At 39.6% G+C, this 22,374-nt stretch carries 13 protein-coding genes, 2 tRNA genes and 1 pseudogene; 9 read left to right on the plus strand and 7 right to left on the minus strand.

Annotation, left to right across the window (positions count from 1 at the left end; all coding sequences use genetic code 11):
- Window positions 1-4: 4 nt before the first annotated feature.
- On the minus strand, window positions 5-1,486 hold the full coding sequence (locus MWU82_RS14020) for a RagB/SusD family nutrient uptake outer membrane protein (RefSeq protein ID WP_247096840.1): 1,482 nt from the start codon (window positions 1,484-1,486) through the stop codon (window positions 5-7).
- A gap of 32 nt (window positions 1,487-1,518) precedes the next feature.
- Window positions 1,519-4,722, minus strand: a complete 3,204-nt coding sequence (locus tag MWU82_RS14025) for a TonB-dependent receptor (RefSeq protein WP_247096841.1) — start codon at window positions 4,720-4,722, stop codon at window positions 1,519-1,521.
- A 550-nt stretch (window positions 4,723-5,272) separates the two neighbouring features.
- Here MWU82_RS14025 and MWU82_RS14030 point away from each other — a divergent pair.
- The 3 genes from MWU82_RS14030 to MWU82_RS14040 are packed head-to-tail and all read left to right on the plus strand — an operon-like array spanning window position 5,273 to window position 9,129.
- Complete coding sequence (locus MWU82_RS14030) at window positions 5,273-5,611, plus strand: CidA/LrgA family protein (protein ID WP_281502436.1); 339 nt, start codon at window positions 5,273-5,275, stop codon at window positions 5,609-5,611.
- Window positions 5,604-6,308, plus strand: a complete 705-nt coding sequence (locus MWU82_RS14035) for an LrgB family protein (protein ID WP_247096843.1) — start codon at window positions 5,604-5,606, stop codon at window positions 6,306-6,308. Before MWU82_RS14030 ends, MWU82_RS14035 begins: the two co-directional genes overlap by 8 nt.
- Before the next feature lie 13 nt (window positions 6,309-6,321).
- Window positions 6,322-9,129, plus strand: a complete 2,808-nt coding sequence (locus MWU82_RS14040) for a sialidase family protein (protein ID WP_247096844.1) — start codon at window positions 6,322-6,324, stop codon at window positions 9,127-9,129.
- 348 nt (window positions 9,130-9,477) lie between these two features.
- On the opposite strand, the gene MWU82_RS14045 is transcribed toward MWU82_RS14040, so the two are convergent.
- Both MWU82_RS14045 and MWU82_RS14050 read right to left on the minus strand, forming a co-directional pair.
- Window positions 9,478-9,544: transfer RNA gene (locus tag MWU82_RS14045), tRNA-Leu, on the minus strand.
- 115 nt (window positions 9,545-9,659) lie between these two features.
- A tRNA-Leu gene (locus tag MWU82_RS14050) sits at window positions 9,660-9,741 on the minus strand.
- A gap of 111 nt (window positions 9,742-9,852) precedes the next feature.
- Here MWU82_RS14050 and MWU82_RS14055 point away from each other — a divergent pair.
- From MWU82_RS14055 to MWU82_RS14065, 3 genes are all read left to right on the plus strand, one after another.
- On the plus strand, window positions 9,853-11,241 hold the full coding sequence (locus MWU82_RS14055; protein ID WP_247096845.1) for a dipeptidase: 1,389 nt from the start codon (window positions 9,853-9,855) through the stop codon (window positions 11,239-11,241).
- A gap of 1,381 nt (window positions 11,242-12,622) precedes the next feature.
- Entirely contained in the window at window positions 12,623-12,988 is a 366-nt protein-coding gene (locus MWU82_RS14060; RefSeq protein ID WP_187588002.1) for a BlaI/MecI/CopY family transcriptional regulator, read from the plus strand.
- 35 nt (window positions 12,989-13,023) lie between these two features.
- A complete protein-coding gene (locus MWU82_RS14065; RefSeq protein ID WP_247096846.1) occupies window positions 13,024-15,186 on the plus strand; it encodes a M56 family metallopeptidase in 2,163 nt (720 codons plus the stop codon).
- A gap of 613 nt (window positions 15,187-15,799) precedes the next feature.
- On the opposite strand, the gene MWU82_RS14070 is transcribed toward MWU82_RS14065, so the two are convergent.
- Both MWU82_RS14070 and MWU82_RS14075 read right to left on the minus strand, forming a co-directional pair.
- Window positions 15,800-16,219, minus strand: coding sequence for a CBS domain-containing protein (locus MWU82_RS14070; RefSeq protein WP_215947355.1), 420 nt, complete (start codon window positions 16,217-16,219; stop codon window positions 15,800-15,802).
- A gap of 881 nt (window positions 16,220-17,100) precedes the next feature.
- The gene (locus MWU82_RS14075; protein WP_247096847.1) at window positions 17,101-18,075 is read right to left on the minus strand and encodes a hypothetical protein; all 975 of its coding nucleotides are present in this window, start codon (window positions 18,073-18,075) and stop codon (window positions 17,101-17,103) included.
- A gap of 251 nt (window positions 18,076-18,326) precedes the next feature.
- On the opposite strand from MWU82_RS14075, the gene MWU82_RS14080 reads away from it, so the two are divergent.
- The 3 genes from MWU82_RS14080 (at window position 18,327) to MWU82_RS14090 (ending at window position 22,153) form a co-directional block, all read left to right on the plus strand.
- A complete protein-coding gene (locus MWU82_RS14080) occupies window positions 18,327-20,300 on the plus strand; it encodes a sensor histidine kinase (RefSeq protein ID WP_247096848.1) in 1,974 nt (657 codons plus the stop codon).
- Window positions 20,301-20,918: a response regulator transcription factor gene (locus tag MWU82_RS14085; RefSeq protein ID WP_247096849.1), complete on the plus strand. Its 618-nt coding sequence runs from the start codon at window positions 20,301-20,303 to the stop codon at window positions 20,916-20,918. It abuts the gene before it with no gap.
- A 134-nt stretch (window positions 20,919-21,052) separates the two neighbouring features.
- Window positions 21,053-22,153 (plus strand): DUF4407 domain-containing protein, encoded by a 1,101-nt coding sequence (locus MWU82_RS14090; protein WP_247096850.1) that lies wholly within the window; start codon window positions 21,053-21,055, stop codon window positions 22,151-22,153.
- 74 nt (window positions 22,154-22,227) lie between these two features.
- Here the strand turns inward: MWU82_RS14090 and MWU82_RS14095 are convergent.
- A pseudogene (locus MWU82_RS14095) lies at window positions 22,228-22,374 on the minus strand (transposase); the annotation flags it as partial.

Genomic DNA, 22,374 nt, shown 5'->3' on the forward strand with positions numbered 1-22,374 from the left:
CTTATTAATAGCCAGGATTTTGCTCAATTAAACCATTCAAGCTTATAGTTTCTTGTGAAATGGGAAATAGCCTTTTATGTTCTGGTTCTCCTATCAAACTTGGCACCAACTCGAAGGCTTTTTCAAATCTCAACAAATCGTACCATCTTTTGCCTTCAAAGGACAATTCAAACAAACGTTCTTGTAAAATGGCATCATCGTTGGCATCCAGTGTTCCACTAACAAATTCATGACCAGGATAGTTTTCTCCATAAGCCCTTTGTCTAATCAAGATCATTTCTGCCGAGGGATCTTGGCCCAAAGCATTTTTGGCCTCGGCAATCATCAAGAGCACGTCCGCATAACGGTATAGAATAATATCATCCATATATTTTCTTGTCCCTGCATCAACAAAACCTCTAAACTTCAATGCTGCCGATGCGTAAAACTGGTCATAAACACCAGGGTTATTAGGGTTCTCTGTGTTCATCAGAACAAATGTGGCATTCTTTCTCGAATCATCACTGGTCCATTGACTTCTAAAACCTGCTGCCGGAGCCCATCTGTTCAAGCCACCGCCTTCTCCTAACAAAGCCTTAGCAGCTGGGTCACCATTGGTTGGAATTTGGTCGCCTCGGATGTAAATACCATCATTAAAATTATTACCAGATTCCAAATCTTCATAATGAATAGCCATTATAACCTCTTTGTTCTCCTTATTGTCATACCTAAAAATGTCATCATAAGTGGACAATAAATCTACATCAGCGGTTCTAACACTTTCCAATGAAGTCAAAGCCGTAGTTATATCGGAAGTTCCGCCTCCCATAAGTTTCCCTGTCCACAAATAGACATCCCCTTTAAGTGCATTTACCGCAGGTTTTGACCACTGTGACCTTCCGTTGGAAAATGTGTTGTCGGGGAAAAGTCCCAGAGCTGCATCAATATCAGATTTCACCAAGCTCATAACCTCCGAAACATTGTCCCTTGCTTTAAAACTGTTCACTGGATCAAACCCCTCTGTAGGTTCAGTATTTACGGGAGCGTCTCCCCATACCTTAGCTATAATAAAATAACAATATGCTCGCATTGCATGTGCCTGTGCCAAGGCTATATTTTTCTTGGCATCAGAGTCAAAGTCAATATCTGGACCATATTTTAAAATTAAATTTGCGTCATGAATCACGGTATAAAGGTTCTTCCAATCCGGTCCGGCTGCATCGGGATCCAAAGTATTTTCAAAATATCTTTCCCTACCCTCAGAAGCTTGTAAACCATAGCTCAAAACTTCTGAACGGGCTTCACCCCATGAAAATAAATTATCATTTGCATCGGAACGGAATCTTACATACATTCCGTTCACGTAAGAATCAACGTCCCCTTGATTTTTCCAATAAGAATTGGCGCCAATAACACTTTCAGGTATGAGGTTCAGGTCCTTTTCGCAAGATGTAGCTACCAACATAAATGGAAGTATTATCATTGCTATTATTCTAAATGTCTTCATAATATTTAAGTTTTTATATTTTCTGTTCATTTTTATAATGACACATTCAATCCTAATAAGAAGGTTTGTGGATTTGGATATCTTCCATTATCAATTCCTCCGTCCTCAGGTAATAACCCCCTATAATTGGTGAGGTAACCTAAATTACTTCCTGTAGCATATAATCTAAGATTGGATATCCCCAAATTTGAAACTCCTGGTGTTATCGGCAGATTGTAGCTCAATGTAATTTCTCTTAAGGCCAAGTAATCACCTTTTTCATAAAAATCAGAATTCATTGCCTGGTTTTGACCTCCTCCAGTTCTAAAGTTATTATTTTGTGCCAGTTGATCTGCCCAATAGTACCTTGGAATATCTGTAACATCTCCTTCGTTTTCCCATGACCTCAATACTTCCTTGGTAATACCTATATCCCCTTGCCATTGTCCCAAAAACACTCCGTGCATTTGATTCGCTATAGTATGACCTATTGAGAAATCAGTACGAACGGTTAAACTAAGATTCTTATAATTGAAGGTATTGGTAAACCCACCAGTCCAATCTGGATATTCATTACCAACGAATACCCTATCCAAGGTATTGATAATTCCATCATTGTTAACATCCCGAAATATGATATCACCTCCCTGTTTGCGTTTGTCAGATCCAGCGACCAATTCATCAATAGGTCCCGCCTCTGCTTCAGCGGTGGTTGCATAAACCCCTAAAACTTCATAGGTGTAGAGATCCCCAATTGCATGTCCCTCTTGCAGTCCGGCTACCCATCTAGTTCCTCCATTTATTGGATCCGCTACTTCATAGCCACCAATTCTGTTGTTCTCATTACCATTTTCAGGTAATTTGGTAATAGTGTTTTTATTATGAGATAGGTTTAGTGCAGATGTCCATCCGAAATTTTCACCCTCGATGATACTGGCATTCAATTCCAATTCCACCCCTTCGTTGTTCAAATCTCCCAAATTCGTCAAAATACTTGAAAATCCAGTCACTTTTGGCAAAGTAAAACTTGTTATCAAATTATGAGTGTCCCGATTGTAATAATCGAACAATAAGGTTACTCTATTATTAAAAAGACCTAGATCAAATCCTGCACCAATAGCTTCTGTTTCCTCCCATTGAAGAGCATCATTGGAAAGAGATGAGTTAAGTACAGCAGCTTGTCCATTGTATCTACTACCAACCGCATATTCGCCTTGATATTTATAATCTTCCAATTCACCAATATTTCCTGTCACACCGTAACTGACTCTAAATTTTAAAGAACTAAAGGTTGAGGAATTATCACTCCAGAAATCTTCCCTATGCACATTCCATCCAGCAGAAACACCTGGGAAAGTTCCCCATTTAAAATCAGCTCCTAAATTTGATGCTCCATCATGTCTAACACTGGCAGTTATAAGATACCTCTTCTTATAATCATAATTTAGCCTTCCGAAGAATCCAATAATATTTCTAGAAGAAAACGAACTCGTAACATTTGTGGGTTCAGCCGAGGCATTTAATGTTGATATGAGATCTGATGATGCTCCCCTTCCCGCTGCACCTAAAATGAAGGCCTCCCTACTAACCCTGGAAAAGCCCGCTTTAGCGTTCAAGGAATGATCATCCCCAATGTTTTTTGCATAAGTAAACACTCCCTCAATCTGGGTTGATATATCTTGCGCGAAATCTGCACTTGCGCCTCTGGAATCATTAAAAGAAGTTGCTGTATTAAAATATGACTTTTGGAATGAATTGTCTAAATCCTGCTCTTGAGAATAAGAAAAGAACGGAGAGAATGTTAAATCAGAGAAAATTTGATAATCTGCACCAATAGAAAGTGCCAACCTATAATCCCTACGCTCCTTATCAAATCTACCTAGATGGTACACCGGATTTCCGATACTCCTATTCTGACCAGGTGCCAAGGTACCGTCCTCAAAAGTGAATTTGGCCGTTGGAGGCAAACCTAAGGAACGTTGAAAAATTTGATTGGAACTATAGACTTGATTATTGTTTGAGGTACTGTAGTTTACACGACCCCACACTTTAAAGTTATCCCTAATATTGAATCCACCGTACATTTTGGCAGTATAACGCTCATAATCCGTCCTCAGAGCTACACCTTCACTATTAAGATACCCAACACTTACGTCGTATTCAGCCCCTTCAGTGCTCCCAGAAAATGAAAGATGATGGTTAGTGGTAATTCCAGTTTTAAATAATTTTTCTTGCCAATCAGTACCCTGAAAAATAATTGTTTTTGTGGGATCTATGGGATCTGACATACTTTCCCATCCTTCATTGAGTTTATGATCATTAACTCCAGGTTGCAAATATTGGGTTGTAAAACTCGTATTATTGGTTAAATCATTACCAATACCAGCGCCAACCGGCAAATCTAACCTTGAAAGGCGCTCCGGATGCTTTTCCCCTGTGGCCGCTAGGCCCAATCTTCCATAATAAATATAGTCTCTCGCAGAAACCAAATCATAGGTCTTCCCAATCTGCGACATGCCCGTGGTCATATTGTAGCTTATTTTAGGCTTTCCTTTACCAGTTTTGGTTGTAACAATCACCACACCATTAGAGGCCCGAGAACCATAAATGGATGCTGCAGCGGCATCTTTCAACACCTGTACCGAAGCAATGTCAGCTGAGTTAAGGTCATCCATATTATCCCTAATTATACCGTCAATTACATATAACGGTCCAGCACCATCTGGATTATTGATAGAAGTACCTCCACGTATTATAATACGTGTTCCTGCACCTGGTTGTCCAGAAGTCTGCTGAGCCCTGATTCCCGCAACAGATCCCTGTAGGGCTTGTGTCGCATTGGCAAAAGGGACGTTTTCCAAGACTTTTGTATCTAATTTTGATATCGACGAAGTAAGTGTTTCCCTAGATTGCGACCCATACCCCACAACAACGACTTCATCCAATTGGGAGGCATCCTCGGAGAGGGTTACATTGATTACTGTCCGATTACCTATGGAAATTTCTTTCTTCGTAAAACCAAGGTAACTGAAAATCAACACATCTACTGATGTTGCATTGATGGAAAAATTACCATCAAAATCACTTTGTACCCCGTTGGTGGTATTCTTTACCAATACATTGGCACCAGGAAGTGGCTGACCGGAATCATCCGAAATAGTCCCGGTTACAGTCTTTTCTTGGGCGTGAACACCCGAGAAAAGCAAAATAGCTGCCAAAGTGAGTACACAATTTAAAATTTTGTTTTTTCGTTTCATTTTTGTTAGTTATTATGTATTACATAAGCCAATATTAGACATAAAATTAATTTTAACCAAATTTTAAGAATGTTTTTAATGTTAAATATTTTTTCTTATAAAGTTCGGAGCGACCAAATATGAAAAAAATGGTGGTCTAAATGGCAATCGAGATTATTAGTATTGCAATTGATATAGTCGTTAAAACAACCATTTTTATTGTACTTTCAGTAGATATGGTTGTACGAGTTTTGATAGTAACCTACAAATGCTCTACCAAAAGCTGAAATATAGTAAACTGATAACCTGACCCAATAAATTAGATTTATTTTAGAATTTTATACAAGCACCTCTCGGATTTTTTTGAAAATCCACATACTTACCGTAAAATTGCATTATGTATAACATTGTAAAATCAATATCATGTGGTGCAAAGCAAAATTTAACTGGCAGTTTAACTATGTTCGAAATTGACCAATAACCAAATAAACCATACTCTAGTTAATTATTATGCTTTTTATAATTAACGGGACTTTTGTTACACTTTAGGATTAATCAAAATATTTAAATAATGTTCAAGGGAGTTTTATATATATTTTTATTCCTAGCGCTCGGGGAATTAATAGTATACCTACTAAATCTTTCAATAGCTGGCAACCTTGTTGGAATGATAACTATTTTCACAGCCTTAAAGTTAAAGGTCATAAAATTGAATGATATTAAACCAGCATCAGATCAGTTTATAAAATATATGATTTTATTTTTTGTGCCCTATGGCGTGGGTCTAATGACCTTTTATGATGTTCTGAAGATTCATTGGCTCGCAATTGTTGTCAGTACTGTTATAAGCACTGTTCTAACCCTGTATATAACAGGTATCATATTACAAAAATTCGGCAAGCATGAGTGAAATCTATCAGCAACCACTTTTTGGTATCTTCATTACCCTCCTAGCTTTTCAACTGGCACAATTCATAGACCATAAATGGAAATTTGTCCTTTTTAATCCAGTTCTGCTGTCAGTTCTGTCCATAATAAGTTTTCTAGTCATTTTTAAAATTGATTTTGAGACCTATAACATTGGAGGGCAATATTTAGGGTTTTTATTAGGACCTACGGTCGTTGCGCTTGGGGTTCTCTTTTATGAGAAATACGAGCAAATCAAATTGAATTTACTACCCTTTGTATATGCCGTAGTTATTGGTGGAACCATAAGTATAATTACTGTATGTTCCATAGCAATAGTACTAGGCGCTTCTGAACCGATTATAAGATCCATAGCCCCAAAATCTGTCACTACTCCTATTGCTATAGAAATCGCCTATATAATTGGTGGATTACCTTATATAACTGCCGGCGTAGTAATAGCTGTAGGAATTTTTGGAAATGCTTTTGGTCCAGCCATATTACGCAGTTTGGGAATAAGGAACAAAAATGCAATTGGTGCAGCCCTAGGAACCGCTGCCCATGGTATTGGAACCGCTAGAGCACTGGCTGAAGGAAATTTACCAGGTGCTTATGCTGGATTGGCGATGTGTATTAATGGGATGTTGACTGCTGTTTTCACTCCTTACATCGTAAACCTAGTTATATTATTATACAACTAAAATTATTCACACAATGAACAATGATATTATACGAGGACTCATTATCATAGTCCTTTTTGGGTACAGCTCACTTTGGGGTCAACAGAAGTCAACAATAAATCAATATCCTTTTTTCAAAATCAACACTGTGTTTGACCCAGAAACCGATAATATGGGATACCACAATTATCGTATTCCCTCACTTTTGGTAACAAAGAAAGGAACTACCCTTGCTATAATGGAAGGTCGGGAAGATTTGAACCACGACCATGCCAAAAACGATATCGTTTTAAAACGAAGCATTAACAGTGGCCATTCGTGGTCCTCCCCAAAGGTTATCGTTTCGGTCGATGACAATGTGGTGATGAATCCTGTTTTAGTACAATCGGCTAACGGAACTATTATTCTAACTTATATTTATTTTCCTGAGAAAAGACATAGCAGTGATAGGTCCCATGGAGTAAAGCAAGTGGAACCGGGATTGAAAGGGAATGCCATAGAAAAAATCTTTCTGATTAAAAGCCAAGATGAAGGGTTAAACTGGTCCGATCCTGAGGAAATAACCTATATCGCTAAATCCAACAAGCATAGTCTACACGCTATAAGTGGTCCTGGCGTGGGCATTAGACTAGAACACGGCAAGTTCAAAGATCGAATTATTATCCCCATGTCCGAAACTTTTTTACGAAATGGAATAAAAACTTCCAACAATTACGCTCTTTATTCCGATGATCACGGAAATAGCTGGAAACATGGAAAAGCCATTCCACCCTCGATTAAAGGAAAATCTGGGGGCAATGAAATTCAAATGGTAGAGCTGGAAGAAGGAGCTATCATGGCTTCCATTAGAGATAAAGGCTTTCGACTGATATCCAAAAGTTATGATGGTGGCAAAACGTGGGATAGATTAACAGCACATTCAGAACTAATGGACACCGGCAGCATGTCGCCTTTATTACGTTATCGGTTTAAACAAGGCAATATTCCCGGAGTAATGGTCCATGTTGGTGTGACTGGCAGAATGGATGGCAATAAAAGGGGTAAAGCTATAATTGCCTTGAGTTATGATGACGGAGAATCCTGGCCGGTTCAAAAGCCATTGTATAATGGTAAATTTGACTATTCCTCCTTGGCCATTTTACCTGATGGAACCATTGGTATGTTGGCCGAATATGACTTTAATGGGGAGCGGGCAAAAATACAGCTAGCTACATTCAATTTAGCATGGGTTGAAAATCAAGATGTAACAACATTAACGTTAGACAAAACAATAACAAAACCAAAAACCTTTTTTAAAACGCACCGTGATCACCAACTTCCCAGTGATATGGTAATTCAGAAATTTCAAGTGCTACTGGAAGCTAAAGCCCATGGTACACCTGACAACTTGGTCTATCAATACGAATTGATAGAAGGACAAGGTGAAGCGCAGTTGTTAAACCAGAAAAACCTAGGTAAATCCTCTTCCTCCAACGAGAATACATTCCTAGCGGATTGGTATGGTCCAAATGTGATTAAAGTAACGGCAAAAAATAAAAAAGGTGAGCTTATTGCGTCTATATTGGACACCATTTTTGTGCATTTTTCCCATACTCAAATGGCTGGTGGGGATATTAAAAACCTAGATAGTAAGTATTCAGGCAAAGAATATATAACTGGAAAAATTTTAAACGACACCTTGGCTTATAAAGGAATGCGTTTTTTACCTTCTGATGTTTCCCAAGGAGATTCCCGTTATGAAGGCACTAGGTTTGGAGCCTACCAAACTAAGGAGCCACGTGTAATTGCTCTTAAAAATGGCGTATTGGTCGCCTCTTATCATTATCAGGTTAAAGGGGCTAACGACGCCCCTCCGGGACTTACATTAGTACTGACAAGAAGTTTGGACGGTGGTAAAACATGGACAGACGATCAATTACTGATGCAGGATATAAATGGTGTTGTTGCCTATACATCCATGGTCGAATGGGGAGATCAGATTCATTGCTATTTTTCCGGAGGCCATAGCTCACATCCACAAGCCGACAAATACAAGGGTGTATACAGAACGGTTAGCAAGGATCAAGGCAAAACGTGGTCTAGACCTGAATCGATGAATGAAATGACCAAATTACTCACCTTCAAAATGGATACTATCGCCCCGAACCAATCCCCCTCTACCAATGCGCTATTTATTCCGGATATGGAGTGGGAAGGCAAAAAAGGAGATGCCTATATAGTTCCTTTTTATGTTGATCCCGTTAAATTCCTAATAACTTTGGACGGAGGGAATTCTTGGGACTTGTTCTATGATGTTCTAGACTATCCAAAGTATAAGGGAGACCTCAACGAAATTTCCTGGGCACTGCTGGAGAATAGAACTATATATGTAGTCTCAAGGCGACAAAGAAAAACCGGCTATAAAAACGAAATGCTATTTGACCTTAAAGGAAATCCGACATTTATTGGCCAAACCCGCAAAAACCACAAGGCTAGAAGGTGCCATCAAGGAGCCGTAAAAATACCTGAAGGACCATTTAAAGGACGGATTGCCGTAGCTAGTAATTTTAGCGGAGACCGGGAGGAGGCAACCATTTCAATTTCAGAGACTCCAATGGCCGAAAAATTTAGCACTAAATACCTAACTACCAATGCTGCATGGGGATACTGCCATTTAGATTGGAACCCTAAATTAAAAGGTTTTGTTCTAGTAGGAGAATCAGAGCCTTTTGATGAAAATGAGCAAATAGTCAATATGGACGATGGTCCTGATAGAAATGAACGATTCTCACTAGAGTTTTTTGCTTTCAGTCCTGAGTTTTATGATACCTTAATTGAGGCTGATATTAATGAACAACAATGATCTAAGGTACTGATTGGTACTCCTCCATTAAATAAAATGGACTGATGTCGTATCTCTGATCATAATAATATTAAAAAAAAATGTAATTGTCTTTTAGATGGAAGATATATTGATTTTAAACAAGCCCGGTGTTAAAATTAGTGACCCCCTGCTTTTTGTTTTTCAAAACCAAATAAATTTCAATTTAGCATATTCATAAAACACTTACATTGAGCAATTTATGAAATGTGAAATAGTATTAAGTATAACTATATTTCCATAAAATTGAGCCCAAAGTGCGCATTTTTTTAAATTATAGGTTAAACAAAAAAGGCTCCCAATTTCTTGGAAGCCTTGTCTTTGTTACTGTGGGCCCTACTGGGTTCGAACCAGTGACCTCCTGCTTTTAAGGCAAATCAATTATTCCCTTCAATAATTTCTGATTCTTAATGTTCTACTTTTTTTAAATAAAGTAAAAACTTCCATTTGTTTTGACATTGTTTTACCAAAACAAAAAAAGCCGACTCCTAAAAGTCGGCTTTCCCTTGTTGTACAGGCGGAGAGACTCGAACTCTCACACCTCACGGCACTAGATCCTAAGTCTAGCGTGTCTACCAATTCCACCACGCCTGCATTGACTCCGATTATTATCGGGATGCAAATATAAAGTAATTTTTCAATTTTAAAATACTTAGCCAATAAAAAGTTCTTTTTTGTAAATTTAGCCTTCAATTAAATCAAAACATGCAAGACATTTCGGAATACCTAGTCAAAAACAAAGAACGTTTTATCAATGAATTGATACACCTCCTCAAGATACCCTCAGTAAGCGCTGACCCAGCGTATTCCCAGGATGTCATCAATGCTTCCGAAGCCGTTAAAGCTTCACTCTTGGAGGCCGGTTGCGATACCGTAGAAATTTGTGAAACCAACGGATACCCCATAGTCTACGGGGAAAAAACAATAAATCCGGAATTGCCCACCGTTTTGGTTTATGGCCATTATGACGTTCAACCAGCAGATCCCATAGACCTTTGGACCTCCCCTCCATTTGAACCGGTTATAAAATCCACCGACGTTCACCCCGAAGGGGCCATTTTTGCAAGAGGCGCCTGCGATGACAAGGGACAAATGTATATGCATGTAAAGGCCTTGGAATTTATGGTAAAAACCAACCAATTGCCCTGCAACGTAAAATTTATGATCGAAGGGGAAGAGGAAGTCGGAAGCGAGAATTTGGGCACTTTTGTAGCCGAAAACAAAGAAAAATTGGCCAATGACATCATCTTAATTTCAGATACCGGCATGATTGCCAATAATGTACCTTCCATAACCACTGGTTTACGTGGACTCAGCTATGTGGAAGTCGAAGTGACCGGGCCCAACAGGGATTTGCACTCAGGCCTATACGGCGGAGCTGTGGCCAATCCCATCAATGTATTGACCAAAATGATTGCTGCACTTCACGATGAAAACAACCATATCACCATCCCTGGATTCTATGATAAAGTGGAAGAACTTTCCAAGGAAGAACGTGCAGAAATGGCCAAGGCACCTTTTAGCTTGGAGAACTATAAAAAAGCCTTGGATATAAAAGCCGTTTATGGAGAAAAGGGCTATACCACCAACGAACGCAACTCCATTAGACCTACCTTGGACGTTAACGGAATATGGGGCGGATATATTGGTGCAGGTGCAAAAACCGTTATTGCCAGTAAGGCCTATGCTAAAATTTCCATGCGCTTGGTACCTCATCAGGATTGGAAAGAAATAACAGAACTGTTCAAGACCCATTTCGAAAGTTTGGCTCCGGACGGAGTTACCGTAAAGGTTACCCCACACCATGGCGGTCAAGGGTATGTAACACCCATAGATAACAATGCCTACAAAGCTGCCTCAAAAGCATATGAAACCACCTTTGGCAAGACCCCAATACCTCAGCGTAGCGGAGGCAGCATCCCCATAGTTTCCCTTTTCGAAAAGGAATTGAAAAGCAAGACCATCCTTATGGGCTTCGGCTTGGATAGTGACGCCATACATTCTCCCAACGAGCATTTTGGGGTCTGGAACTACCTAAAAGGCATAGAAACCATTCCTTATTTCTATCAATATTTCACGGAATTATCCAAATAAGCAAGAATCATGTTATTGGGCGTTTCCCTCGCGGGTCGCTCTTTCCGCTATATCTTTTTTGGCTTAAAGCCCGCAAAGTTTCTGTTCTAATCCTGCAAGGTTTTGGAAACCCTGTAGATATTTCGGTCACATTTATATTCTAGTCCTACAAGGTTTTAAAAACCTTGCAGGACCGCTTTTTGGGGCCTGACATGAGCCAAAAAAGGATGCCACTGCAATAGCTAACGCAAAATCAATTAAAAATGAAACCGGGTTTAGCAATACTCAAACAGAGTAGATTCTTTCTAGAATATCAGGGGATCTATTCTGATTCATTTACCTGCCAAAAGCGGCTCCCCACCCTGGACAGGGAGGGGTGGATTCTTTACCGACAACGAGTCGGAAAAGAAGACGGGGCGGGTAGAAAGCCCGTAAAAATAGAGATCGCACTAATAGCCACATCACAAAAGCCCGAGGATACACACTACCCCTTCCGCCATCACGACAAAAAGGTCGGGATGCCTCCTTCCCCTGCGCACTATTGGGTAGTCCTGCAAGGTTTCTAAAACCTTGTAGGACTAAAGCACCTAGCTTACCAAGACTTCCAGACAAATTAAAACGCTCTTACTCCATACCTACAAGGTTAAAAAAAACCTTGCAGGATTAGAACCAAGCCTACACCGGAAAACCAGATAAGCAATGATGACCTGACAACATACCTATAAGGTTTGACAAACCTTGCAGGATAAAGGCCAAAAAAGGATGCCGCTGCAATAGCTAACGCAAAATCAATTAAAAATGAAACCGGGTTTAGCAATACTCAAACAGAGTAGATTCTTTCTAGAATATTAGGGAATCTATTCTGTTTCATTTACCTGCCAAAAGCGGCTCCCCACCCTGGATAGGGAGGGGTGGATTCTTTACCGACAACGAGTCGGAAAAGAAGACGGGGCGGGTAGAAAGCCCGTAAAACTAAAGGGTGCCCAAACAGCCACCTCACAATAGCGTCAGGATTTACACTACCCCTTCCGCCATCACGACAAAAAGGTCGGGATGCCTCCTTCCCCTGCGCACTATTGGATAGTCCTACAAGATTTTAAAAACCTTGTAGGACTATAGCACCTAGCTCAGCAAGACTTCCAGATAAATTAAAACGCTCTTACTACATACCTACAAGGTTTTTAAAACCTTGCAGGATTAAGGCCAAAAAAGGATGCCGCTGCAATAGCTAACGCAAAATCAATTTACAATCTCTTGGGTCAGTTCCTAAACCCGTCATTCAGGCAAAACTATTTATTCAACCGCGATTCAATGTTCATCACTCTCAGCAAGAAAAACACCTCTACACTTGTAGAATTAAAATATTTGCTCTATGTTTGTAGAGCAAATAATCATTTTACAAATGAAACTATCAAAAACAGAAGAAGAATTAATGAACCACCTCTGGAAGCTGAACAAAGCTTTTATGAAGGATCTATTGGAGGTCTACCCCGAGCCCAAACCCGCCACCACAACTGTGGCTACCTTATTAAAGCGAATGACGGACAAAGGCTTTGTTGGGTATAACTTGTTTGGCAACGCTAGACAATACTACCCTTTGGTAAAGAAAAAAGATTATTTCTCCAAACACTTGAACGGACTCATTAAAACCTTTTTTAACGACAGCACCTCCCAGTTTGCTTCCTTCTTTGCCAAAGAAACAGATTTGAGCAAGGAAGAGCTGGAAGAATTAAGAAACTTGATCGATACAGAAATTAAAAACAAATAGCCATGTGGATCTATCTTTTAAAATTTAGTGCGTGCTTGGCCATACTCCTTCTATTTTACAAATTAGCGTTGGAGAGGGTCCATATTCATCATTTTAAAAGATATTATCTCCTATCCGCTTTTATCATTTCCCTTTGTATTCCCCTAATCACCTTTACCCAATATGTTACAGTAACATTAGAGCCAACCCTGATTCCAGAGTACATTGGCCAAACCAGCAGTAATCCCATAGAAAACGAAAACAACACTGCCCAAATATTACCAATTATTTTATGGGGTATTTACACTTTAGGGGTATTAATTTTCGCCCTCAAGTTTTTGAAAAACCTCAGGGCGTTGATCAAAAATATTAAGAACAATCCCAAATTAAAATCCGGACGTATCCATCACGTGTTGCTTCAAGAACTTATTGCTCCGCACACCTTTTTTAGCTATATTTTTTTCAATAAAAACAATTACGAAACCGAGAAAATTCCGCAAGAAGTTTTTTGGCACGAGGAAACCCATGCCTTACAAAAACACAGCTTGGATATCTTACTGTTGGAGCTGATTCAAATTGTCTTCTGGTTTCACCCATTGATTTACTGGGCAAAGCATTTGGCAAAACTGAACCACGAATTTTTAGCGGACCAGGCCGTTTTAAAAAGAGGAACAAGTATTACCAACTATCAAAACTTGGTATTGGCATTCTCATCAAATGCCGTAACATCCCCTTTGGCAAACGCCATTCATTATTCATCAATCAAAAAACGAATCGTCATCATGAAAACACAAACATCAAAAAGAGCCATTTGGCTTAAAAGTTTATTGCTAATTCCATTAATAGCACTCCTACTCTACAGTTTTAGCACCAAAGAAGTTCTTGAAATTCAAGAAATCGAGACCGTTACTATTGAGCAGGGCTACCAACATGAAACAATAGTAGAGGATATTGTACAGGAAATAATTAATGATTCAAAAAATCAAAATATTCCAACACAAGAAATTTCTATAGCCATTAATAAAAAAGGACAGTTGTTGGTCAATGCTGATTTGGTTAAAATCGAAGACTTAAAATCACACCTACCTAAATACAACCAAGGCCTAACCAAGGAACAAAGAGAGCAAAGCGTTAGGGCCATTATTAGTGTAGAGAAAGAAACTCCGGACAATATTATAAAACAAGTAGATGCTATTTTAATGGACTATGGCGTAGCCACCATAGACATTAAAGGACCAACAGGATTCCCAACCCAAGTCGGGGCCACCAAAACGGAAATACAGGAATTCAACACCCTTGCCAAAAAATACAATGCTCAACCCCAAGAAAAAAGGATTATTCCGCTAAAGGACCTAAAGATCTTAGAAACTATTTACAGTCGTATGAGCAATGAGCAAAAACAGCAGGCACAGTCCTTTCCAGAATGTCCACCACCCCCACCGGCTCCTGCTCCTGCTCCAAAGCCGGTTCCAACCATAAAAAAGGGTGAGCCAAGTCCTATTCCATCAGTTCCAACTCCGCCAAAGACAGAAACAAAAGTTGACCATGAAGAAGAGTTAGGAAACAATAATCATAACTCAAGAAAAGTGGTGTTGAAAGCGAAAATAGTACCCGTTGTTAGCTCCGATTTCCCACCTCCTCCTCCAACTATTGCAACCCACGTCAATACCGAAAACTATTCGAAAGAAGTGAAATATGCGATTAATACCTATTTAAAAAAAGCGAAAAGCTATAGGGCTGCAGTCTCCCGTTACCACAACGAGCACAAGGGTAGTATTGATGAACTAAAAAAAAACTATGTAGAAGTAATGCAATTTTACGATACATATAAAAAATTGGCATATAAGGAAAATCATTATGTGCATCCGGTCCCATTATATAATGACCCTAATGGGGAATTTGGAAAACCAAATTCTACGCCAAACGTTGATGAAGATAATATTCCATCACCAACTTTAAAAAGTAGTTCCAATCAAAAATTAAAGGCTATAAAAGAGCCTTCTGTATATTATGGACATTTGTACACTGTACCTCAACCACCACCTCAGAAAAATCCAAATCCAGTGGAATATATAAGGGAATTGGCAGAAAAAGGAGCCACCTTTTATATTGGCCCCCATCAACATAAGACAACTGAAGTAATCGAATTAGTGAGAAAGAGTAAAGATCCTAGCATTGATGTAAGCGATTACCCAAGGGTACAACTGGGTGGATGTTAATCGCATACATACCAATCAAAATTTAAAGCAGACCTGAAAGGTTTCTAAAACCTTGTAGGACTAAAACCGTCACCCAACTGGGATACCTACCAAGCAATTCAAACCTCTCAAGATTAGAAGCAAGCCTAAAGGGGAAAACCAGATAAACAATCATATCCCAACACCATACCTACAAGGATTATAAAACCTTGCAGGATTAGGGAGAGGCCGATAAAAAATTAAAAAAAACAGCTCCTCACCCTGGACAGGGAGGGGTGGATTCTTTACCGACATCGAGTCGGAAAAGAAGACGGGGCGGGTAGAAAGTCCCTAAAAACAGAGATTGCACTTATAGCCACATCACAAAAGCCCGAGGATACACACTACCCCTTGCGCCATCCCTACAAAAAGGTAGGGATGCCACCTTCCCCTACATGGGGAAGGAGCTTCCATCTCCTATCCATCACAAGGTAGTCCTGCAAGGCTTCAAAAACCTTATAGGACTAAGACAATCACCCAACTGAGACACCTACAAGGTTTGACAAACCTTGTAGGATTAGGAAAAGGGCACAAAAAAGCCAAGAGGCCCAAAAATCCTAAAATTAGAATTCAGGCCTCTCGGCTAAAATCCATACTAATATTGTTCCAAAAGGTAATTTAACAAATCCGTGGTAGTAACAATCCCGACCAAGTCTCCATTCTCAACCACCGGCAAAGCATGAAATTCCTTTTTGGCCAAAATCTCCGCTACCTCTTTAACAGTCAACGAAGGGGATATATGTACTGGATCTTTCACCATTACCTGTTCTATGCTCAACATGTTATAGACCGCAGTGTCTACTTGGGAATCATCCTCTCCATAGTTATCAACAAAACTAATCCGTAATAAATCCGTCAAACTCAGAATTCCAATAATCTTTTTATTGTTCACAACTGGAATATGCCGAATCTTATGCTTTTCGAACAATTTTTCGGCGTCCAATAAACTGTTGGTGTGATTTATTGTAATTAAATCTGTTGTCATAATTTTTGATACTGGCTCTCTTCTTTTCATACTTTAATAAATTTTGAAATTGTTTAATATTTGGTCGATTTAAAAGGGGAGTACCAATGCACATATAGCAAGTAATCGCAATAAAACCAAAAGGTCCGTATTACCCGTTTAAACCAACACACTAAAGGTCGCCAACATTCCTAACTTAAAACATGATATAAGTCAGCCAAAATAAAGATCCAGAAATTTTCAGGGCTAAAAACTTGCAAGACGAAAGTCGCAAGATAGGATTGATACCTACAAGGTTTTGGAAACCTTGCAGGACTAGAACCAAACCTAAACGGAAAACCATAGAGACAATAATGCCCTTACAACATACCTACAAGGTTTTTGAAACCTTGCAGGAACCAGCCCAAAAAACTTGCCGCTGCAAATGCTAATGCAAAATCAATTTACAATGCCGCCCAGTTTTGCAATACTCAAATAAAGTGGATTCTTTACCGACAGCCAGTTGGGAAAGAAGTCCGAGCGGGTAGAAAGTCCCTAAAAACAGAGATTGCACTTATAGCCACATCACAAAAGCCCAAGGATGCACACTACCCCTTCCGCCATCCCGACAACAAGGTCGGGATGACACCTTCCCCTACATGGGGAAGGAGCTTCCATTTCCTGTCCATGACATAGCAGTCCTGCAAGGTTTCCAAAACCTTGTAGGACTAAAACCATCACTCAAAGGAGATACCTACAAGATTCAAAATAAACCTCGCAGGATTTGAAATAAGCCTAAACGGAATACCCATTAAGCTATCAAACCCTTACACCAAACCTACAAGGTTAGCCAAACCTCGTAGGATTGGAAGCAAGCCCTTAAACCTACAACGTTTAGAAAAACCTTGCAGGATCGAGCCCCAAGAAAAAAAGGATATCACTCCAATACCCCACTATTCGTTAATAATCGATTTTGCCTTTGACTTCACTCTGGCCAAAAGTGATTTTTTGGGTTCACTCTCCGGTGCAGTCGTATTTTGTTCCTGGGCATCATTGCCATCTTTCACAACAAAGGATGGGTTAGCTATACCCTCAGTACTGTTACCTTTATTGGCGTCTAACGAAGATACGGGCATTTTAGTTTTTGTGGACGAAATAATCTCCCCCTGAAGCCAAGTTTTCACAAAAGCCGAAACTGCCGTATTTACCTCCTTACCTGCCCTATAACACGCTTTCCATTGTGGCGATTTACTCTCGTAATCCGGATTGACAAACTTTTTAATTTTATAATTATCGGGAGCACTAAGTTTTGCGTTAAAATCCACTTTTGAAACTAAGCTAAGATATTCCTCTAATTTTCTTTTTACCAGAACAGCGGGATCTGCCGGATAACTTTTTTCCCATTTCGTTTTATTAGGGGTTGGATCCTCATACAAGGCAACCGTGGCTTTTTGCTCCTCCAACATAGGTTCGAACATGGCAATAGATTGGGCATTTTCTTTTGGTGCCTTCCTGAGGTCGGTTAAGGCTGCCTCCAAATCCTTAATCCCATCCCTCATTCCCTGAAGTACAGCATCATCCATTCTAGGAGGCTCTGAACTTGGTTTACTGTCAGCCCTTTTCTTCTGGTACACGGCCATAAACTCCTCACTATTGCAATACAGCTTTATGTATTCACATAGTTCCTTGGCCGCTCCCACCTTATCCCCTTCCACAATAGTAGCAAGTAACTTTAACCTGGGAAGACTCATAAAGTTTGGCTCAACCTCATAATTCGAGCCAAAACCTCCCGTAAAATTGGCCATTATATAGTTTTGGGCATTGGCGTGGTCCATACCCAATTTGGCAATTATATCCTCACTTATTTTATAAGCGGATATTCCAAGCAGCCCTAGTAGGGCAACAAGTATTAGATGTTTTGTTTTCATTCCAATAAGATTTATAGTTGAACTTCGTTAAATACCCGTTACTGCCATGAAAGGAATGGGCAATGATTATAAATAGCGTCCATACCTTAGATACTTTTATACAATTATCAATAACATATTGTAAAATTCCATTTAAAAGACCACTCCTACAATCCCCTAAAAACAGGATTTTCTTACCATTAAAAATCATGGAAAAAAGGGATATTTTGTATCAGTGCTATGCGTACCTTTAAAGGAGCAAATTGTACGTCATGTATGCATTCAACTCTCCGCGTAAATCAGTTGTTTGGTCGTTGCCGTATTTGGCCCTAATGCAATTTGCCTTTGGCCAATCTTCCAAATTGGATAGTATAGGTCGTCAAATAAAAGCAACTCCAAATGACACTGTCCTTGTAAACCTGTATTACCTATATGGGGAGGAGCTGGCAAATAAATATCCCGACTCTGCCCTCTGGTATTACAATGTGGCCAAAAAGCGCTCAATGGCCCTTAAATATGACAGAGGTAAGGCGGCCTACGCCAGTCATGCCATAGAAATTCTAAATACACAAGGCAAATTTAAGGAAGCATTGGCCTTATGTAAAGAAGCACTTACCATCTATGAAACAATTGGCAGCAAGAGGGATATTGCGGTAGCTTTGATCAATATTGGCAGTGAATGGCACTATCTATCAGATTTCCATTTGGCTACGGACAACTACCTTATGGCCCTAAAAATTGCCGAGGAACTGGAAGACATAAGATTGCAACGGATTATCAACAACAATCTGGCCTCCATTTTTATCAATCTCAAAGAATTTGAAAAAGGCAAGACCTATGCCATTAGGGCACTGGAATTAGCCCATAGTCTCAAAAACGACTATGCCATTTCATCGTCCATGTTCAACATTGCAACGGCGGAACTGTATTTAAAGGATTATGGAAATGCCCTTAAGCACTATTCACAAATAGTCCAAATTGGGGAAAAAACCGATGATTACATTCTAATCTTGGATGGCTTGTTGGGCACCGCAGACGTATACAATGCAGAGCACAATTACGGTAAAGCTCTAAATTATTACAGCAAAATAATAGCCCTAACCAAAGAAAAGGATGCCCCTGAATATGAAATGTACGCCTATATGGGCCTCTCTGACCTTTACAAAAACACCGGACAGGATGAGCAATCCGTGGCTTCCATTCTTTCGGGCATATCCTTGGCAGAAAAACTGGGTACAAAATACGAACTAAAGGACCTTTACCTAAAGGCCTCGGAAATGGCCGAAAAGGCCCGGAGATATAGGGATGCGCTGGAGTATCGCAAAAAATATGAGATTCTAAACGATTCTGTGGTCGGAGAAAAAAGTAAATTAAACATAAATCTGTTGGAAGCCAAATTCGAATCCGAAAAGAAGGAGGCCATGATATCCAATTTAGTAAATAATAAAAAGATCCAAGAACTGTCCATTAGCCAGAAGAACAGCTTGAATTATCTTCTGTTCGGGGTAATTATGGTCATTCTGCTCACGAGCTATATTTCCTATAGAAATTACCGTCATAAACAGAAACTTCAGACCAATAGGATCAACGAACTTGAAACAGAAAAACAACTTGCCGCAACCGCGGCGGTCTTAAAGGGAGAGGAACAGGAAAGAACAAGGTTGGCCAAGGACCTACATGACGGCTTAGGGGGAATGCTTTCCGGAATCAAATATTCCTTTGAATCGATCAAAGGAAATATGATCATGACCAATGATAATCAACAAGTATTTGAACGCAGTATGGATATGTTGGACAGTTCCATTAAAGAGATGCGCAGGGTAGCCCATAACATGATGCCGGAATCCTTACTTAAGTTTGGCCTGGACACTGCCCTAAAAGATTTTTGCAACCACATAAATAAGACAGGGGCAGTACAGATCAATTATCTGTCCTTTGGATTGGCAAATACGTCCATAAACCAGACTGTAGCCATTACCATCTATAGAATTGTACAGGAACTCATCAACAACACCTTAAAGCACGCAAAGGCCGAAACCGTGATCGTACAAATTACTAAAACGGAGCACCAACTTACCATTACCGTAGAGGATGATGGGGAAGGATTTGATACTCTAATATTAAAAAAATCACAAGGCATGGGCTGGACCAACATTCTGCATAGGGTTGAATTTCTAAAAGGAAATCTAAACGTGGACTCGGAATATAGCAAAGGCACATCTGTACATATAGAATTTAATGTTTAAATGACAACAAGAATATTTATCGTTGATGATCATTATATGATCATTGAGGGCATAAGGTCCTTACTACAAAATGCAAAAGGTTTGGAGTGGATGGGACATGCAATGAATGCAACATCCTGTATGGCATTCCTACAAACACACCAACCACACATTATTTTATTGGATATAAACCTCCCGGACATAAGTGGAATAGAGCTATGCAAGGAAATAAAAGCCAAATATCCTAAAATTGGAATTATTGGCTTAAGTTCCTACAACCAACAGAGCTATATCAACAAAATTATGGATAACGGGGCTTCCGGCTATGTGCTAAAGAATGCAACCAAAGAAGAATTATTGGACGCCATTGAAACCGTAATGGACGGTGAAAAATATTTAAGTGAGGAAGCGGCATTGATCGTCAAAAAAAATGTAGGTTCAAAAATACCCATCATCACAAGGCGGGAAAAAGAGGTGTTGTCACTAATTTCAGAAGGTCTTACCAATAACCAGATCGCAACCAAACTTTTTATAAGTATCACCACCGTAGACACCCACCGGAAAAACCTATTGGCAAAATTCGAAGCCAAAAATACCGCCACCTTGATACGCATGGCTACCCATCTGGAATTTATCTAAGCAGGGGCATCCTCTGTGCAGCAATATTGAAAAGCTCTAAGCTTATGCGCAATATTTATGATAATTTACTGTAACAAATCATAGGTTTCTACATTCTAACAGTCTATAGGAACATCAATCAAAATCAGATCACTATGTTACAGCAATTCTTTATGCTCTGCTCCGGGGCCGATACCGATATTCTCAAAACTTGCTCCAAAGGAGAACAAAACAAATACGCCGGAATTGGCGCTACCGTCTTCTTTACGGCAGTCATGGCATTTATAGCTAGTGCCTATGCCCTATTTACCGTCTTCGACAATATCTATACCTCCATTTTTTTCGGCCTTATTTGGGGGCTTCTCATTTTTAATCTGGACCGATTTATTGTATCTACCATAAAAAAGAGCGCTAGTTTTAAGAGCGAATTATTACAGGCAACCCCACGACTAATATTAGCCATCATTATCGCCATCGTCATCTCCAAACCTTTGGAAATGAAAATTTTTGAAAAAGAGATCAATCAGGTACTCCTAGAGGAAAAAAATACGATGACGCTTGCCAATAAGGAGCAAATTGCCACACAATACACCCCAAAAACCGAACAACTAAAGAACGATATATTGGGCCTTAAAAATGAAATTATTACCAAGGAGGCCGAAACAAATGCCCTTTACGACACCTATATCTCCGAGGCAGAAGGAACCGCGGGTACCAAATTACTGGGCAAGGGGCCAGTATACAAGGAAAAAAGGGACAAACACGATGTCGCCCTGGCCGAACTGCAGGCCCTAAAACAAATGAACTCCGAAAAAATTTCAGCCTTGGAGGCGCAGATCGTTGCCCTGGATTTGGAATATACAGATCAAATAACAACTACTCAACCCATTATTGATGGTTTCGACGGACTCATGGCTAGAATAAATGCCCTGGATAAATTGCCATGGTTGCCCTCTTTCCTTATTTTTCTTTTGTTCCTAGCTATAGAAACATCACCCATAGTAGCAAAATTGCTTTCCCCTAAAGGGGCTTACGATTATAAGCTGGAAGACCAAGAAAGTGCCCTAAGGACCTGGGTAACCCAAAAGGTTGGGCAACGTGAAAAAGTATTGGAAACAGATACCATTTTAAACAATAAAATCTACAGTGAAATAGCAGAAGAAGAGGAAATTTACAAATACAAAAAACAAAAAGCAGAGGAATTGTTGAAGTTACAGGCCGATGCCTTTCATGAGGTGCAAGTAAAGAGCTTATAGAGATAAAGCTAATCTCCCAACGGGATTAACCTTTACCTTCAACCTCTCGTTTAAAATCTACAGGACAATATGGCCTTTAAAGTTTTGTTCCTTAGATAATGTGTTTTGGTTCTACCTCTTATACTACTTCCGGATTGATATGGAAATGGGGCTAGGCCACTGTGGCAGCTAAATTTCCGGGCATTTGAAAATTTCAGGAAATTATCGGTCTCAGTAATACA

It is taken from the genome of Arenibacter sp. S6351L, assembly GCF_023016025.1.
Lineage (GTDB): Bacteria > Bacteroidota > Bacteroidia > Flavobacteriales > Flavobacteriaceae > Arenibacter > Arenibacter algicola_B.

Coding starts and splice junctions, on each gene's coding strand:
- MWU82_RS14020 (WP_247096840.1), bottom strand. CDS start 1,486: ATGAAGACATTTAGAATAATAGCAATGATAATACTTCCATTTATGTTG.
- MWU82_RS14025 (WP_247096841.1), bottom strand. CDS start 4,722: ATGAAACGAAAAAACAAAATTTTAAATTGTGTACTCACTTTGGCAGCT.
- MWU82_RS14030 (WP_281502436.1), top strand. CDS start 5,273: ATGTTCAAGGGAGTTTTATATATATTTTTATTCCTAGCGCTCGGGGAA.
- MWU82_RS14035 (WP_247096843.1), top strand. CDS start 5,604: ATGAGTGAAATCTATCAGCAACCACTTTTTGGTATCTTCATTACCCTC.
- MWU82_RS14040 (WP_247096844.1), top strand. CDS start 6,322: ATGAACAATGATATTATACGAGGACTCATTATCATAGTCCTTTTTGGG.
- MWU82_RS14055 (WP_247096845.1), top strand. CDS start 9,853: ATGCAAGACATTTCGGAATACCTAGTCAAAAACAAAGAACGTTTTATC.
- MWU82_RS14060 (WP_187588002.1), top strand. CDS start 12,623: ATGAAACTATCAAAAACAGAAGAAGAATTAATGAACCACCTCTGGAAG.
- MWU82_RS14070 (WP_215947355.1), bottom strand. CDS start 16,219: ATGAAAAGAAGAGAGCCAGTATCAAAAATTATGACAACAGATTTAATT.
- MWU82_RS14075 (WP_247096847.1), bottom strand. CDS start 18,075: ATGAAAACAAAACATCTAATACTTGTTGCCCTACTAGGGCTGCTTGGA.
- MWU82_RS14080 (WP_247096848.1), top strand. CDS start 18,327: ATGTATGCATTCAACTCTCCGCGTAAATCAGTTGTTTGGTCGTTGCCG.
- MWU82_RS14085 (WP_247096849.1), top strand. CDS start 20,301: ATGACAACAAGAATATTTATCGTTGATGATCATTATATGATCATTGAG.
- MWU82_RS14090 (WP_247096850.1), top strand. CDS start 21,053: ATGTTACAGCAATTCTTTATGCTCTGCTCCGGGGCCGATACCGATATT.